This is a genomic window from Gluconacetobacter brunescens, assembly GCF_048695475.1.
Classification (GTDB): domain Bacteria; phylum Pseudomonadota; class Alphaproteobacteria; order Acetobacterales; family Acetobacteraceae; genus Gluconacetobacter.
Genome location: NZ_JBLHEN010000001.1, coordinates 1 through 15,620, shown reverse-complemented (window position 1 = coordinate 15,620; position 15,620 = coordinate 1). Strand labels below are relative to the sequence as shown.

The following is a 15,620-nucleotide window of genomic DNA, read 5'->3' as shown; positions in this document are numbered from 1 at the left end:
GCAATTGAATACTATAATATTTTGTGTCACCGCCCGTGTAAATAGGAGCAAAGAAGTATGAGTAGTATTGGGATAGATTCTTTCTTTTCTTTTCTTTCTTCAGAAAGATACAGATCACCATCTGAACACGAAAGTCTTTTTATTCGCCAATGTCTGATAAATTATAATATATCAAAAGCGCAGTTGTTTCAGGATATATTTGCGTTGCATGTACTCGGCTGGCGGAGATCTGGATTTTTTGTGGAATTCGGAGCGACAAATGGCGAAGATTTGAGCAATACATATCTTCTTGAAAGAAATTTTGAGTGGAAAGGAATACTGAGTGAACCGAATCCGGTTTGGCACAGAGATCTCAATAAATCTCGACAATGTATTATTGATCATCGATGTGTGTGGTCTGAGAGTGGATCGAACATTATGTTTTCGTACAATGACGTAGACGCAGAATTCGCCACTGCTGAAATTTTTCAACTTTCCGATATGCATGCGAGAATCCGAAAAGATTTCAAACTTATGGAAGTTGAAACAGTATCCTTGAACGATTTACTTTATCAAAATCACGCACCAAGCATCATTGACTATCTTTCCATCGATACGGAGGGAAGTGAGTTAGAAATATTAAAAGAATTTGACTTCAAAAAGTACCACGTAAATGTTGTTACGGTTGAACATAACTTTAATGCAATCGCAAGAGAAAATATTTTTCGCCTGATGAATGCAAATGGGTTTACTCGGCAATTTGAAAATCTCAGTCAATGGGACGATTGGTATGTTAATTCACACATTTCTTAACAGGGCGATGAAGAAGTTGCTTTCCAAGTAGTGAGGCGTTCCGCATTTTCGGTCAGGCTTGTCTGAGTGTCCGTCTGAGATCATCTTGAATCTTTGGAATCATCTGTGATTCCATGTCGGCAGCCCCGATTTGGAGAGGCCGCTCGATGTGGACGATTGAAAATCGCGTCCGGTATGACAGCGGCAAACTCCGCTATCCCAGCGACCTGACTGACGAGGAATGGTCGCTGATCGAGACGATGATCCCCCATGCGAAGCGGGGCGGCACCAAGCGGACCGTGAACGTGCGCGAGGTCATGAACGGTCTGATGTATATCCTGAGCACCGGGTGCTAGTGGCGCGCGCTCCCGAAAGATCTGCCGCCACGCAGCACGGTGAACTATTATTTCTGCCGCTGGCAGTATGAGGGTACGCTCGAGCGGTTGCACCATGCCCTTTACGTGCTCTGCCGCGAACAGGTGCATCGCGACGCCAGCCCCACAGCGGCCATTATTGACAGTCAGAGCGTCAAAAGTGCCGAAAAAGGGGGCGCCGGATCGACCCGTCCGGCTTCGACAGTGGCAAAAAGATCAAGGGCAAGAAGCGGCATATCCTCGTCGATACACAGGGACTTCTGATGGCCGCCATCGTGCATGCGGCTGATATCCAGGACCGCGACGGCGGCGTCATGCTGATGGCGACATTGTTCGGACTGTATCCGTTCCTTCTGAAACTCTACGTCGACGCTGGCTATCAGGGACCGAAGTTCCAGCAGGGCAGAGCCCCATAGGCGCGAAGTTAATATTTTCTGAGGTCTTGAGCTTGTGAGCTTCGCTTTCTGGCGGGTTGTGCCTGCCTTCGTCGAAAGCGCTGGATGTCGTCATGTCTGTCGAGCCTGATGGGAGGCGGGATGGCATATCTGAGGATTTCGCGCGCTTTCTGCCATGCGGCCCAGATGAGGTTGTATGTGGGCCTGGCTCTGCCATCAGGCTGAGGGGGAAACGCCGATGATCTCGTTGGCGAGATCATCGGTCATCACAGCGGCGATGAGATGTGCCAGCAACCATGTTCTGGCCAATGCAGGATTTGTAGCCGGCAGGCGGTCAATACCGCCGAGAGTTTTCAGTCGTTTGAAACCGATTTCGACCTGCCAGCGGTTACGGTAGAGGGCAATGATCTGTTCGGCCGGATGCCTGTCGCGTGAGAGGGATGTGAGCAGGATCAGAAAGCCTGCGGCCTCGGCGGTGCGCGGGTCGAGTTCATGGCCGTTTCGGCTGGCCTTGCGCGCCTTCCTGCGGCGTGCCGACCCGGCGCTCTCGGCGGGCCTATCCTGAATTTCGTGTGTTTGGTGTGATGCTGGAGAAGGAGAAGCGTCATGGCCCGACGCCTTGTCGATCCCAGCAACCGGCCGATCCGTGCTCGGCGCAATGACCTAAAGGACGAGATCAAGCGGGCGCAGGAGGCCCGTTTGGGTTCTATGGGACGCGCAAAGCCTGGCATCAGGTGCGCCGTGAAGGCATCCGATGGCCAAGTGCACCGTGGAGCGCCTAATGCACACCATGGGCTTGGCCGGTATTCAGCGAGACCCTCTGCCCACTGGACAAGGTGAACCGCGAATTCCGCGCGTAAGCAGGCCGAATGCCCTGTGGGTGGCCGATTTTATCTATGTCCACACAGGCGCCAAGTTCGCGTGGGGGGGCGCCCTGGAACAAGTAATCAAAGCTCTCAGGCCCGGCCCCGAGGATGGCCTGATCCACTACAGCGACAGGGGCACACAATAATTTTTCATGCTATACTCCACGCCCAGAGCATTTCCACCGAACACAGGTTCGGTAGAAATGCTCTAGTTTATTGTTTTTACGAGCATCTTCACCTGTTCGAACGCACACGTTCAAACAGGATCTACTCTAGCCGAGGTCAATCTGGCCTCTCGGTCGGCAGCGTCGATGTTTCCAATGACACCGCCTTGGCCAACGCCATCAACGGCCTCTACAAGGCCGCGGTTATCTGGCGGCAGCGATCTTGGCCGGGAGCATCAGCGGTGGGAATGGCAATGCTGCGCTGGGCCGATTGGTTCAACAATCACCACCTCTTTGGCCCCATCGGATATATCCTGGCCGCCGAGACCGCAGCCAACTACTATGCAGTCCTTGAGAACACCGACATGCTGCGTGACTCAAACCAGACAATCTCCAGAAAACCCGGAACGCTTCAACCCGTCCGGAATGATATATAATGTTTTCTGTTGTTTGGTGGTTACGGCTTGAGTAAAGGGGCAGATTATGATTGGTTGGCGATCTCGATAGCCGAGGCGCTTTTATGTGGACTGCCAAAAACCGTTGCCGTTACGACCTGGACCATCTTCGCTACCCGAGCGATCTGACCTGACCAAGAGTTGAATCCTGATGTCGTCCAGTCTGCAACGCGAAAGAGTGGGAGAATCTGACCGGTCGCGCCGTCAGCCTCTTCCGTCTCGCCTCCGTTCGGTTGATGCTCAGAAAACTATGCCAGAAAAAATAAACTTCCCTGATGGAGTCTCAGATCCTGTTTGGAAATACGCGCTGGCGGCGATCCGACGCGCATTTCCAAACAGGATCTGAGAGATCGTTAATGTCGAAATAAATGAACTGATGTATCTCCGGATATTAATATAACAAATACGGAAAAATTGATGACCCAAAGAAAAAAAACTGCTCTCATCACCGGCATTACCGGCCAGGATGGATCGTATCTAGCTGAATTTCTCATATCAAAGGGTTACGACGTCCACGGCATCAAAAGACGCGCTTCTCTATTTAATACGCAACGGTTAGATCATATTTACGAGGATCCGCATGCAGCTAATGTACATCTTAAATTACATTACGGCGATCTGAGCGACACATCAAATTTAACGCGTATTATTCAGGATATACAGCCAGACGAAGTATACAATCTTGGTGCCCAATCGCACGTAGCTGTATCATTTGAAGCGCCCGAATACACGGCGGATGTGGACGCACTTGGCACTTTGCGGCTGCTTGAGGCAATACGTTTCCTGGGCCTCGCGGAGAAGACACGCTTCTACCAGGCTTCCACGTCTGAGCTCTACGGTTTAGTGCAGGAAATCCCGCAGCGCGAAACCACGCCGTTCTACCCGCGCTCGCCTTACGCAGTTGCCAAGCTTTACGCATACTGGATTACGGTGAACTACCGTGAGGCCTACGGAATGTATGCTTGCAACGGCGTCCTTTTTAATCATGAATCGCCACGTCGTGGTGAAACCTTTGTTACTCGCAAGATAACACGTGGCCTATGTAATATCGCTATGGGGCTCGAGTCATGCCTGTACATGGGCAATATAGATAGCTTGCGTGACTGGGGCCATGCCAAGGATTATATCCGCATGCAGTGGCTCATGCTGCAGCAGGAGAAGCCCGAGGATTTTGTTATTGCCACCGGCGTGCAGCAATCCGTGCGGGAATTCATTACTTGGGCGGCCGAGGATTTAGGTATTACAGTCGAATTCAAGGGCACAGGCGTCGATGAAGTCGGCGTCGTTACGGCTATTCGCGGCACCATGGCACCTGCGTTGAAGGTTGATGACGTGATTGTTCGTATCGATCCTCGTTATTTCCGCCCTGCAGAAGTTGATACCCTGCTCGGCGATCCGACGAAGGCCAAAGATAAGCTCGGTTGGGTACCAGAAATTTCCGCGCGCGATATGTGTCGGGAGATGGTCGCCGAAGATCACAAGGCAGCACGCCGCTACGCTCTTCTCAAGACGCATGGTCTTGATCTGCCTGTAAGCGTGGAAGGCTAATGATGAACTATTCGATCGAGCGCAAGCGCGTTTGGGTTGCCGGTCATCGCGGAATGGTCGGCTCCGCACTCGTGCGTCGGCTGCAATTAGAAAACTGTGAAGTGCTGACGGTTTCCCGGTCTGAGGTCGACCTTAAAGATCAGATGGCCGTCAGGGCGTGGACCGCTCGCGAGAAGCCAGACGTGGTGTTTTTAGCCGCCGCCAAGGTTGGCGGCATCCTCGCCAATGATTCCTATCCGGTCGATTTCCTTTACGATAATCTTATGATCGAAGCGAATATCATTGAAGCTGCGTTCAGAAACGGTGTGGAAAAACTTTGCTTCCTCGGCTCGTCCTGCATCTATCCGAAGTTCGCCGAGCAACCAATCGTTGAAAACGCGCTTCTCACTGGCGCGTTGGAGCCCACCAATGAGTGGTATGCAATCGCAAAGATCGCGGGCATAAAACTGGCACAAAGTTATCGTAAACAACACGGTGCCGATTTCATCTCAGCCATGCCAACAAATCTTTACGGTCCCGGCGACAATTTTGACCTGAATTCAAGCCATGTTATGCCGGCACTAATCCGTAAGGCGCATGAGGCGAAGCTTCGTAATGACAAGACGATCACCGTCTGGGGTACAGGCAAACCACGTCGCGAATTCCTGCATGTGGACGATTGCGCCGACGCCTGCGTCCATTTGATGAAGAGCTACTCCGATTTCGAACACGTCAATGTTGGCTCGGGTGAGGACGTCACTATCCTGGAACTCACGCAGCTCGTTTGCGAAGTTGTCGGTTTCAAAGGCGAGATTGTGCACGACCTCTCCAAACCCGACGGCACACCGCGCAAACTAATGAGTGCTGATAAAATTCGGTCGCTTGGGTGGAAGCCTTCAATTGACTTGAGAGAGGGATTGGCCGCTACCTATGGTTGGTTCAAAGCGAATATCAACTGACCCCCCCTGCGCCAGAGGGTGTTATGCACCATGAGCGAGTATAGCGGCGCTTTTGAGCATAAAGCATGCGAAAGCTACGACGTGGAGACGTGCGAGCGTTGAAGCCGTAATGCTCATAATCCTTGACGAGCCTGCGGCATCGCGTGGCCCATGCGAAAGATCGTTCGTAACCGGCCATTCGTGGTCAGCCTTATGATCGGAGTGTCTGGTTGGTAAATTCACGTCATTAACCAGGCCGTTATTGACGTCGTTTGAGAGGGGTGAGGATGCGACAGAAGATCCTGATTGGCGTGGAGCGTCGGCGGCGCTGGTCCGATAACCAGAAGATGCGCGTTCTGTCCGAGGTTGGAGTGGACGGGGCGACGGTATCGGATGTGGGCCGCCATCACGACCCGACACGGCAGCATCTCTACCAATGGCGGCTCTGGCTGCGTCAGTGCTCCCCTGCTGGCGGTCGCGGTGTGCGCTTTCTCCCGCTCGAGCGAGTGGACAAGAAGACCGTCCCGTCAGGGCCTTGCGATGTAACCAGTCCTGACCGGGGAAATCTTGCTGCGCAATGGCCAGTCGATCGGCGTTAAGGGCGATCCAGGAGACGCATTGCTGGCGCGGATCATCCGGATCGCGGAGATGGCATGACCGACCGGAAAACGGCGTTCGCGTCTAGAGCATTTCCACCGAACACCGGTTCGGTAGAAATGCTCTAGTTTATTGTTTTTACGAGCATCTTCACCTGTTCGAACGCACACGTTCAAACAGGATCTGCTCTGGGCAACGCGCTGCCGCTTGATTGCCTCGCTTTGTTTCGGATATTCATAGTCTAGTAACAGCTTGAATATGCGAACTGAAATGCAATCCCCGAGAAGCTTTAAGGTATCAGAAGCATATGATTAAGACGCTTTTTATTGGCTTTAGCGTTACCGAAATGCCGAGCAGCTATATCCCTCGGCTTCAATGGTTAGCTTCAGCTCGCCAATTAGATATAGAAATTGATAAATGCGGCATTGGAGGTATCACAACACAAGCACTCCCCTATATGATAAATCGTATTTTATCTAATCAAGCGGATGCGGAAAGAGTAGTATATGAGGTTTCTACCAGCTACGTGCGCTCCGTTTATTCTACTCATTTGGATTTTACGAGATCTTACTATATGGAGATATGGTCGCATATAGAACAACTCATTTTATGCGCAAGAATTCACGGAAAGGACGTCGCTTTCGTTAATCTTCCAAGGGCGGATGTAGATTATTCTGACGATAGTCTGGAGAAGATTATTACGCAGGTATGTGCGCTATATGGGGTCCCCGTACTATCCGTGAGTATGGAGTTGGTGCTTGCGGGGGTACCGATTGATCGAATTTTAAATGACGAAGTTCATCCGAACGCTATTGGCGTTGAAATTTATGCAGAGAAAATACTTAATTTTATTGAAAAACTTGGCCCTGCGAAGCAATCGAAGTATACGTGTCTTTCTTCTCGAATCCGTTTCGATTCCCTGCGGTTTGCGGATTACTCTACAACCAATCAGCGCAGATTTGATCGCCATGGGTTTTCAGAGGAGGCTGCAAACATTCGCGAAGGAGAAACGATTGTTCTCAATCTTCCAGAAAATACGCAGATTGATGGATTCTCAGTTTTATGTGGGCCGAAATCGGGGACGCTAGTTGTTGAAACCGATGCTGTCCGCGAATTTGTCTGCTATGATAAATTTTGTTACTACGAAAGAATGATGACCGCAGTTGACAGCCTTGGTCAAACAAATCGGGTTTCCGTTCATCTTCTTCCGGTATTACCAAATATTCCTCTAATCAAGGGTGAAAGTGATCTCGGCCCACGTGAAATGGGATTATTATATTTATTTGTTAAGAGGTCGCTTTAAAATTCACGCCCGAAATGATCACCGATCTGAAGACCAGCGTTGGGAGATCTGGCCCGATTGATACTTTCTGTTCATGAAACCATCATATCCACAGGCGTCACTTTTGCGCGGCAGCTTTCTGTCCAGACGGCCCTCGGGGTGCGATAGCCCAACACCTGATGCAAACGGGTCCAATTATAGAAGTGGAACCAATCGGCAATACCTGCTTTCGTCTTCCCCCGTCGGCATAGCCCTTCAGGTGGATGTCCTCATATTTGAACGAGCGCCAGAGGCGCTCAACGAAGGCATTATCCCCTCATCGGCCCGGCCCGCGTCCATAGATATCCGGATGCCCGCCTGTGCAGCGCGCCCATAGAGGCGCCACTGAAAAACCGTGAATCCTTATCCGTATTGAAAATCTCCGGCTTTCCGTGGCGCGATAGGGCGTCTTCCAGCTCCAGGAGGCAGAAACCCGTATTCAGCGTGTTCGACAGCCACCAGAACAGAACGGCCCCGTTACGCCAGTCGATGATCGCCACCAGATACAGGCCCGCTTCGCGCGGTCGACCGCCAGATCCCGTAGAAGATGCGGGTAGATCCTGAGCCCGGACGCCGGAAGCAAGGTCTGCATAGTCGCTGACAGGCGCGACTGTGCAGTCCCTTCACCCCGGCTCCCAATCAGGCGCACGCATTGCCACTCGCACCTGCCATCCTCGACCGTCCGCCACGCGAAACCATTGTGGGCCGCCGGCGACAAGGCTACGCCTCCGGAGCATGTCTGGAGCAAGGAAGCGTTGCTGGCGCCGCCTGCCCACAATGGGCATATCGCAACCGGCATCTGGCGAAAACCTCTGGGTCTATCTGAAGGAATGGCGCGGCGTCACAACGCGTTACGCCAAAACCGCCACCTCCTTCCTCACCATTCGTCACCTCGCAGCAGCAGATTGGATCAAGATCTAACAGGGCCTATTGTTCTCTATGCGCTACGCACGACTTCGGTCACCTGATTGTACCCGATCACCTTTGCATATTCGCGCGGCACCAACTGCCAGAAGCGCGGCAGGATATTCTCCCACTTGTGCAGCATCAGCGCGGCATAGCGGCTGTGCGTCTCGCGCGCATGGGTCTCCACCAGTCCGCGCAGCACGCCCTCCCATTTCGGGTCGACTACCCGGTTCCACAGCAGGGTGTCGGGATTGATCCGCTGCTCGAACGTGCCGTTCTCGTCATAGACAAAGGCCATGCCCCCGGTGAAACCGGCGCCAAAATTGTCGCCCGCCTCACCCAGGATCACCACGGTGCCGCCCGTCATGTATTCGCAACCGTTCGACCCGCAGCCCTCCACCACCGCCGTGGCGCCGGAATTGCGCACCGCAAAGCGCTCGCCCGCCTGGCCGGCCGCATACAGCGCCCCGGCCGTCGCGCCATACAGCACCGTGTTGCCGATAATGGCGTTCTCGTTCGACACAAGGTTCGACGACGGCGATTGCCGCACCACGATGGTCGCGCCCGACAGGCCCTTGCCGACATAATCGTTGGCATCGCCCAGCACTTCCAGCTTCAATCCCTGAACCGCGAATGCCCCCAGCGACTGCCCGGCCGAGCCGCGCAGGCGCACCGTCAGATGCCCCGGCGCCAGCTTGGTCATGCCGAACTGCCGCACGATCAGCGAGGAAATGCGCGTGCCGATCGCCCGGTGCGTGTTCTGCACATTGTAGTGCAGTTGCATCTTCTCGCCATGGTCGAACAGCGGCCGCGCATCGGCGATCATCTGCGCATCCAGCGTCTCGGGCACCTCGTTGCGCCCTTCCCGGGTGCAGTAGCGGGCATGCGGTCCCGGATCGGCCTGCGCCAGAAGCGAATTGAGGTCCAGATCGTCCAGATAATCCGCCCCGCGCGACACCTGCTTCAGCAGGTCGGTCCGCCCGATAATCTCGTTCAGCGACGAGAAGCCGAGTGACGCCAGAATATTGCGCACATCCTCGGCGATGAACGAGAACAGGTTGATCACCTTCTCCGGCGAGCCCTCGAACTTGGCGCGCAGCGCCTCGTCCTGGGTGCACACCCCGACCGGGCAGGTGTTGGAATGGCACTGCCGCACCATGATGCAGCCCATGGCGACCAGGCTGGCGGTGCCGATACCGAATTCCTCGGCCCCCAACATCGCCGCGATCACCACGTCGCGCCCGGTCTTCAGCCCGCCATCGGTGCGCAGCTTCACCCGGTGGCGCAGCCGGTTCAGCATCAGTACCTGATGCGCTTCCGCCAGGCCCAGCTCCCACGGCAGGCCGGCATATTTGACCGAACTCTGCGGGCTGGCCCCAGTGCCGCCGCTATGGCCGGAAATCAGGATCGCATCGGCCTTGGCCTTGGCCACGCCGGCGGCGATGGTGCCGATCCCTGATCGCGCCACCAGCTTCACCGTCACTGTCGCCTCGGGATTGATCTGCTTCAGGTCGTAGATAAGCTGCGCCAGATCCTCGATCGAATAGATGTCATGATGCGGCGGCGGCGAGATCAGCGTCACGCCCGGCGTCGCATGCCGCAGCTTCGCGATCAGCCCCGTCACCTTGAAGCCCGGCAACTGGCCGCCCTCGCCGGGCTTGGCGCCCTGGGCCATCTTGATCTCGATCTCGCGGCAATCGTTCAGATATTGCGCCGTGACGCCGAAGCGGCCCGAGGCGATCTGCTTGATGGCCGAAGACGCATTGTCCCCATTCGGGCGCGGCTTGGCGCGCGACGGGTCCTCGCCCCCCTCGCCCGAATCCGACTTCGCGCCGATCCGGTTCATCGCGATCGACAGGGTCTCGTGTGCCTCGGGGCTCAAAGCCCCCAGGGAAATCCCCGGCGCGATCAGCCGCTTACGCAACTGGGTGATGCTTTCGACCGCCTCCACGGGGATCGGCGTCCGCCCACCCCGGAAATCCAGCAGGTCGCGCAGCGCCACCGGCGGCTGGCGCCGCACCGCATCGGCATAGCGGCGATAGATGGTGAAACTGTCGGTCGCCACCGCCGTCTGCAACATATGGATCAGGTTGCCGTCAAAGGCATGGACCTCGCCATGGCGGCGCATCTTGTACTGGCCACCCACCGGCAGCGCGATCACCGTCTGGTCCCACGCGGTCCGATGGAAGCTCAGCACGTTGGTCGCGATGCCCGACAGGCCGATGCCCGAGATGCGCGAGGGCATGCCGGGGAAGAACTCCGCCGTCAGAGCGCGCGATAGCCCGATCGCCTCGAAATTATACCCGCCGCGATAGGCCGAGACGATCGAGATGCCCATCTTGGACATCACCTTCAGCAGCCCCTTGTCCACAGCCTTGCGATAGCGTTCCACCGCCTCGCGCAGCGAGATCTCGCCGAACAGGCCGCGCCGCTGCCGGTCGGCAATGCTCTCCTGCGCCAGATAGGGGTTGATGCTGGTCGCCCCGACCCCGATCGTCACCGCGATGGCATGCACGTCCAGCGCCTCGGCCGACCGCACGTTCAGCGAGGTAAAGGTCCGCAGCGACTGGCGAACCAGATGCGTATGCACCGCCGCCGTGGCCAGGATCATCGGGATATAGGCCCGGTCGCCCGACTGCCCCTGATCGGTCAGGAACAGATGGGTACAGCCCTCGCGCACCCGGTCCTCGGCCTCGCGCCGGATACGGGCGATCGCCTCGCGCAGCCCGGCCTCGCCTTCCGCCGCCGGAAAGGTGCAGTCGATCACGAAGCCGCTGTCACCGCAGAAATTACGCAGCGCCTCGAATTCGCCGCTGGTCAGCACCGGGCTGGGCAGTTGCAGTAGGTCGCACTGGACCTCGGATTCCTCCAGGATATTGCCCAGATTACCCAGACGGGTCAGCAGGCTCATCACCCGCGTCTCGCGCAGACTATCGATCGGCGGATTGGTCACCTGGCTGAAAGCCTGGCGGAAATAATGCGCCAGCCCCCGATAGCGTGCCGACAGCACCGCCAGCGGCGCATCGTCGCCCATCGAGCCGATGGCCTCGGCGGCGGTCTCGACCATCGGATGCAGGATGGTCTCCAACTCCTCCAGGGTCGTGCCCACCGCCAGTTGCCGGCGCCGCAGCTCATCCCGGCCGAACAGCACCGGCTCCTGCACATCGGCCCGCACCACCGAGCCGATCTTCTGGATATTCTTCACCCAGGCGCCGAAATCCCGGCGCCCGGCCAGCAGGTCCAGCAGCGCCTCGTGGCCGTAGAGCTTCGCCTCCTGAAGGTCGAGGCCGATCATCTGCCCCGGCCCAAGCCGCCCGCGCCGCACGATGTCGGTCTCGGGCACTTTCACCATGCCGGTTTCCGAACCCACGATCAGCAGCCCGTCCGCCGTCACGGTATAGCGCAGGGGCCGTAGCCCGCTGCGGTCCAGCCCGGCCACCACCCAGCGCCCGTCGGTGGCGCACAGCGCCGCCGGCCCATCCCACGGCTCCATCACCGCGTTGCAGTAGGCGTACAGGTCCTGGTGCTTCTGCTTCATGCCCGAATTGCCGCCGACACTGGCCGGTACCATCAGCGCCTTGACCATCGGCGCATCGCGCCCGGCGAAGGTCAGCAGTTCGAACACATTGTCCAGCATCGCGGTGTCGGAGCCTGCGGCCTGCACCACCGGCTTCAGGTCTTCCATCACCGGGTCCAGCACCGGGTCGGCCAACCGCGTCTCGTGGCTCTTCATCCAGTTGACGTTGCCCGAAATCGTGTTGATCTCGCCGTTATGCGCCAGCCGGCGGAAGGGCTGCGCCAGCTTCCAGGTCGGGAACGTGTTGGTCGAATAGCGCTGGTGATAGATCGCAAAGCGGCTGACGAAGCGCGGGTCCAGCAGATCGGGATAGAAATCCGTCAGGTTCTCGGCCAGGAACATGCCCTTGTAGATCACCGACCGGCAGGACATCGAGCAGATATACAGGTCGAGCGAGTTCGCCTGCGCGCTCTTCTCGATCCGGCGGCGGATCACATACAGGTCGCGCTCGAACGCCTGCTCGTCCCGCCCCGGCAGGTTGCGGATCATGATCTGCTCGATCTCGGGCCGGGTGGCATTCGCCTTTTCGCCGATGCACGAGGTGTCGATCGGCACCTGCCGCCAGCCATAGATGCCGTAGCCGACAGCCAGGATCTGGGTTTCGATGATCTGGCGGCAGCGCTCCTGCGCCGCCAGGTCGGTCTTGGGCAGGAACACCATGCCGACGGCGATCTGCGTGTCCACGCAGCCTTCGCCACCGCTATGGATCGCCTCGGCAAAGAAATCCTGCGGAATTTCCAGGTGGATGCCGGCGCCGTCCCCGGTCTTGCCGTCCGCATCCACCGCGCCGCGATGCCACAGGGCCTTCAGGGCCGCGATCCCGGCCTCGACCACCTCGCGCCGCTTGCGCCCGTCCAGCGCCGCGATCAGGCCCACGCCGCAGGCATCGCGCTCCTGCGTCGGGTCGTACAGCCCGCCGATCGCCTGCGCGTTGTCCTGCCACTCGGCCACGAACTCCTGGCCGGCATCCCGCGATCCGTGATCCTGGGTCAACTGGTCCATGTCCGTCACTCCGCCGCCTGGGCGCACTGGGCCGCCCGGTTTTCCAGCCAGCGATGCATCTGCGCCGCCGCATCCCGTCCATCGCGAATGGCCCACACCACCAGGCTGGCCCCGCGCACGATATCGCCCGCCGCGAACACGCCCGGCAGACTGGTCATGAAGCTCTCATGGTCGACCCGCAGCGTGCCCCAGCGCGACACGGCCAGATCCGGCTGCCCCCACAGGGTCGGCAGCGGCTCGGGGTCGAAGCCCAGCGCCTTGATCACCAGGTCGGCTTCCAGCACGAAGGCACTGTCCTCGACCGGCTCCACCGACTGGCGGCCGCTGGCATCGGGCATGCCCAGCTTCATGCGCACGGCACGCACGCCGCTGACGGTATCATCCCCCAGAAACGCCTCGGGCGCCGCCAGCCAGACGAAGGAGACCCCCTCCTCCTCGGCATTCTTCACCTCGCGGATCGAGCCGGGCATGTTCGCGCGATCGCGGCGATAGAGGCATTTGACCGATTTCGCACCCTGGCGGATGGCGGTGCGCACGCAATCCATCGCCGTGTCGCCACCGCCGATCACCACCACCGACTTGCCGGCGGCATTGAGCGCCGCACTCTCCTCGGGGGCGAACTGGTCGCCCAGCGACAGCCGGTTCGACATCGTCAGATAATCCAGCGCCTTGACGATGCCACCCAGCCCCGCACCCGGCCCGCCGATATCGCGCGACTTGTAGACGCCGGTGGCGATCAGCACCGCATCATGCCGCGCCCGCAAGGTCGCGAAAGAGAGCGTGCCCGCGCCGTCGCCATCCGCGATATCCACCCCGAGATGGAACTGAACGCCCGATTCCTCCAGATAGAGGTGACGGCGCGCAACGATGTCCTTCTCCAGCTTGAAGCCCGGAATGCCATAGATCATCAGGCCGCCGATCCGGTCATACCGGTCATAAACATGCACCTGATAACCCTGCTGACGAAACTGCATCGCCGCCGCCAGGCCACCGGGGCCGGCACCGACAATGCCGATCGAGGTCTCGCGCTCGAAGGGCGGCCGGATCGGCTCCACCCACCCGCTGGCGAAGGCGGTATCGGTGATGAAGCGTTCGACGGCGCCGATGGTGACGCTCTCGAACCCCTTCTCGATGACGCAATTCCCCTCGCACAGCCGGTCCTGGGGGCAGATCCGGCCGCAGATCTCGGGGAAATTGTTGGTGGCGGAGGAAAGCGCATAGGCTTCCTCCAGCCGCCCCTCGGCCGTCATCTTCAGCCAGTCGGGGATGTTGTTGCCCAGCGGGCAATGAACCGAGCAGAACGGCACGCCGCATTGCGAGCAGCGGCTGGCCTGCTGCTCCGCCTTCTCCACCGCGAATGCACGATAGATCTCGTCGAAATCGCCATTCCGCTCCGCGGCCGGCCGCTTGTCGGGCTGGCTCTGCGGCACGGAGACGAATTTCAGCATGTGCTCGACCATCGGTCCCCCCTGGATAACGCCCGACCGTCACCTGCGGTACGTTGTGTTGGCGGAACACCTACGCCAGACACATCTACCATAAAAGACAGCATTGCTGCCCTTTATCCCAAAAAGGCCGCTCGGCAGCCGTCCGAAAGAATGGAGCCTTCGGCCACATTGGTCCGATCCGGACCAATTGACCATATAATGCTTTGAGTCCGCTTGTTTATGTAATTTTATATCCGCTCAGATAGGATGGAACAATCATTTCCATCGATGCCGGCTGAATACCAAGCTGCTCCAGACCGGGGGCGCCATCGGCTGCCACATTGTCGCTCGCTAGCATCGCAAGCTGGTCGCGCGTCAGCATCCGTCCGGGCAGGCGCTCCAGCCACATGGCCTGCCACCAGGCCAGGGCCGGCGGCACCGCGAACACCAGCCGGCGCCGACCGACCGCCGCCACGATCAGCCGCGCGATCTCCTCCATCGTCCGAATCGCCGGGCCACCGAATTCGAAGATCGCGCCCTCATGTCCGGCACCCGCCACCAGCCGCCGGATCCCCTCGGCCACGTCGGCGACATAAACCGGTTGCAGGCGCGTCCGCGCGCCATAGACCGGCACCACCGGGCTGAACCGCGCGAGCGTGGCGAACAGATTGGTAAAGTGATCCTCCGCCCCGAACAGGATGGACGGCCGCACGATCGTCGTCTCCGGCATCGCCCGCAGCACCGCCTCCTCGCCGGCCGCCTTGCTGCGGCCATAGGCCGAGCGGCTGTCCGGCGCGGCCCCGATGGCCGAGACATGCACCAGCCGCTCCACCCCCGCCGAGGCCGCCAGACGCGCCACCTGCGCGGCACCGTCCACATGCACGGCCTGGAACGTCGCCGCCCCGCGCTCGGCCAGAATACCGACGAGGTTCACCACCACCCGCGCGCCCTCCACGACCGGCACCAGCGAGTCGTGATTCAGGATCGAGGCGCCCAGCGGCACGATCTGCCCCACATCGCCCAGCGGGCGCAGCGACGCCGCCCGATCGGCACGGCGCGCGGCCACCCGCACCACATAGCCATCCTCGGCCAGGCGGCGCACCACATGGCGCCCCAGGAACCCCGAACCGCCGATTACCGCCGCCACTTTTCGCGTCGTCATGTCCCGCCCCTGTCCTGTTTTTTCATATTCCTAGCACAACGCCCGTCCCATCCGGCCGAATCCACATCCTCTCCCCACGCATGCAATAAAAACGATCCGAATCGTTTCCCCCATGTTGACCGCCCCCCACGGGCGGAG

The 15,620-nt window shown here is 58.5% G+C and carries 9 protein-coding genes and 4 pseudogenes; 8 read left to right on the top strand and 5 right to left on the bottom strand.

All coding sequences use genetic code 11. The features are described from left to right. Positions 1 to 57: 57 nt before the first annotated feature. Together ACMAUO_RS00065 and ACMAUO_RS00060 are read left to right on the top strand one after the other, a co-directional pair. A complete protein-coding gene (locus ACMAUO_RS00065; protein WP_420354985.1) occupies positions 58 to 792 on the top strand; it encodes an FkbM family methyltransferase in 735 nt (244 codons plus the stop codon). Positions 793 to 938: 146 nt separating this feature from the next. Then, positions 939 to 1,555: pseudogene (locus ACMAUO_RS00060) on the top strand (IS5 family transposase); the annotation flags it as partial. 201 nt (positions 1,556 to 1,756) lie between these two features. On the opposite strand, the gene ACMAUO_RS00055 reads toward ACMAUO_RS00060, so the two are convergent. Further along, the gene (locus ACMAUO_RS00055) at positions 1,757 to 2,107 is read right to left on the bottom strand and encodes a transposase (protein ID WP_420357142.1); all 351 of its coding nucleotides are present in this window, start codon (positions 2,105 to 2,107) and stop codon (positions 1,757 to 1,759) included. 42 nt (positions 2,108 to 2,149) lie between these two features. On the opposite strand from ACMAUO_RS00055, the pseudogene ACMAUO_RS00050 reads away from it, so the two are divergent. From ACMAUO_RS00050 to fcl, 4 genes and pseudogenes are all read left to right on the top strand, one after another. Beyond that, positions 2,150 to 2,944 (top strand): annotated as a pseudogene (locus ACMAUO_RS00050) (IS3 family transposase); the annotation flags it as partial. 251 nt (positions 2,945 to 3,195) lie between these two features. After that, positions 3,196 to 3,291 (top strand): annotated as a pseudogene (locus ACMAUO_RS00045) (IS5/IS1182 family transposase); the annotation flags it as partial. A 151-nt stretch (positions 3,292 to 3,442) separates the two neighbouring features. After that, positions 3,443 to 4,573 carry a GDP-mannose 4,6-dehydratase gene (gmd, locus tag ACMAUO_RS00040; RefSeq protein ID WP_420354984.1) on the top strand — a complete coding sequence of 377 codons (1,131 nt, stop codon included), beginning with the start codon at positions 3,443 to 3,445 and terminating at the stop codon, positions 4,571 to 4,573. Next, the gene (fcl, locus tag ACMAUO_RS00035) at positions 4,573 to 5,511 is read left to right on the top strand and encodes a GDP-L-fucose synthase (protein WP_420354983.1); all 939 of its coding nucleotides are present in this window, start codon (positions 4,573 to 4,575) and stop codon (positions 5,509 to 5,511) included. The genes gmd and fcl overlap by 1 nt, the downstream gene beginning before the upstream one ends. 21 nt (positions 5,512 to 5,532) lie before the next feature. Here the strand turns inward: fcl and ACMAUO_RS00030 are convergent. Then, positions 5,533 to 5,695: pseudogene (locus ACMAUO_RS00030) on the bottom strand (transposase family protein); the annotation flags it as partial. Positions 5,696 to 5,777: 82 nt separating this feature from the next. On the opposite strand from ACMAUO_RS00030, the gene ACMAUO_RS00025 reads away from it, so the two are divergent. Both ACMAUO_RS00025 and ACMAUO_RS00020 read left to right on the top strand, forming a co-directional pair. Further along, a complete protein-coding gene (locus ACMAUO_RS00025; protein WP_420354982.1) occupies positions 5,778 to 6,089 on the top strand; it encodes a transposase in 312 nt (103 codons plus the stop codon). Between the two features lie 305 nt (positions 6,090 to 6,394). Further along, complete coding sequence (locus ACMAUO_RS00020; RefSeq protein WP_420354981.1) at positions 6,395 to 7,390, top strand: SGNH/GDSL hydrolase family protein; 996 nt, start codon at positions 6,395 to 6,397, stop codon at positions 7,388 to 7,390. A 955-nt stretch (positions 7,391 to 8,345) separates the two neighbouring features. On the opposite strand, the gene gltB is transcribed toward ACMAUO_RS00020, so the two are convergent. From gltB to ACMAUO_RS00005, 3 genes are all read right to left on the bottom strand, one after another. After that, a complete protein-coding gene (gene gltB / locus ACMAUO_RS00015; RefSeq protein WP_420354980.1) occupies positions 8,346 to 12,893 on the bottom strand; it encodes a glutamate synthase large subunit in 4,548 nt (1,515 codons plus the stop codon). A gap of 5 nt (positions 12,894 to 12,898) precedes the next feature. Continuing rightward, the gene (locus ACMAUO_RS00010; RefSeq protein WP_420354979.1) at positions 12,899 to 14,353 is read right to left on the bottom strand and encodes an NAD(P)-dependent oxidoreductase; all 1,455 of its coding nucleotides are present in this window, start codon (positions 14,351 to 14,353) and stop codon (positions 12,899 to 12,901) included. A 205-nt stretch (positions 14,354 to 14,558) separates the two neighbouring features. Beyond that, positions 14,559 to 15,482: a complex I NDUFA9 subunit family protein gene (locus ACMAUO_RS00005; RefSeq protein ID WP_420354978.1), complete on the bottom strand. Its 924-nt coding sequence runs from the start codon at positions 15,480 to 15,482 to the stop codon at positions 14,559 to 14,561. Positions 15,483 to 15,620 lie beyond the last annotated feature (138 nt).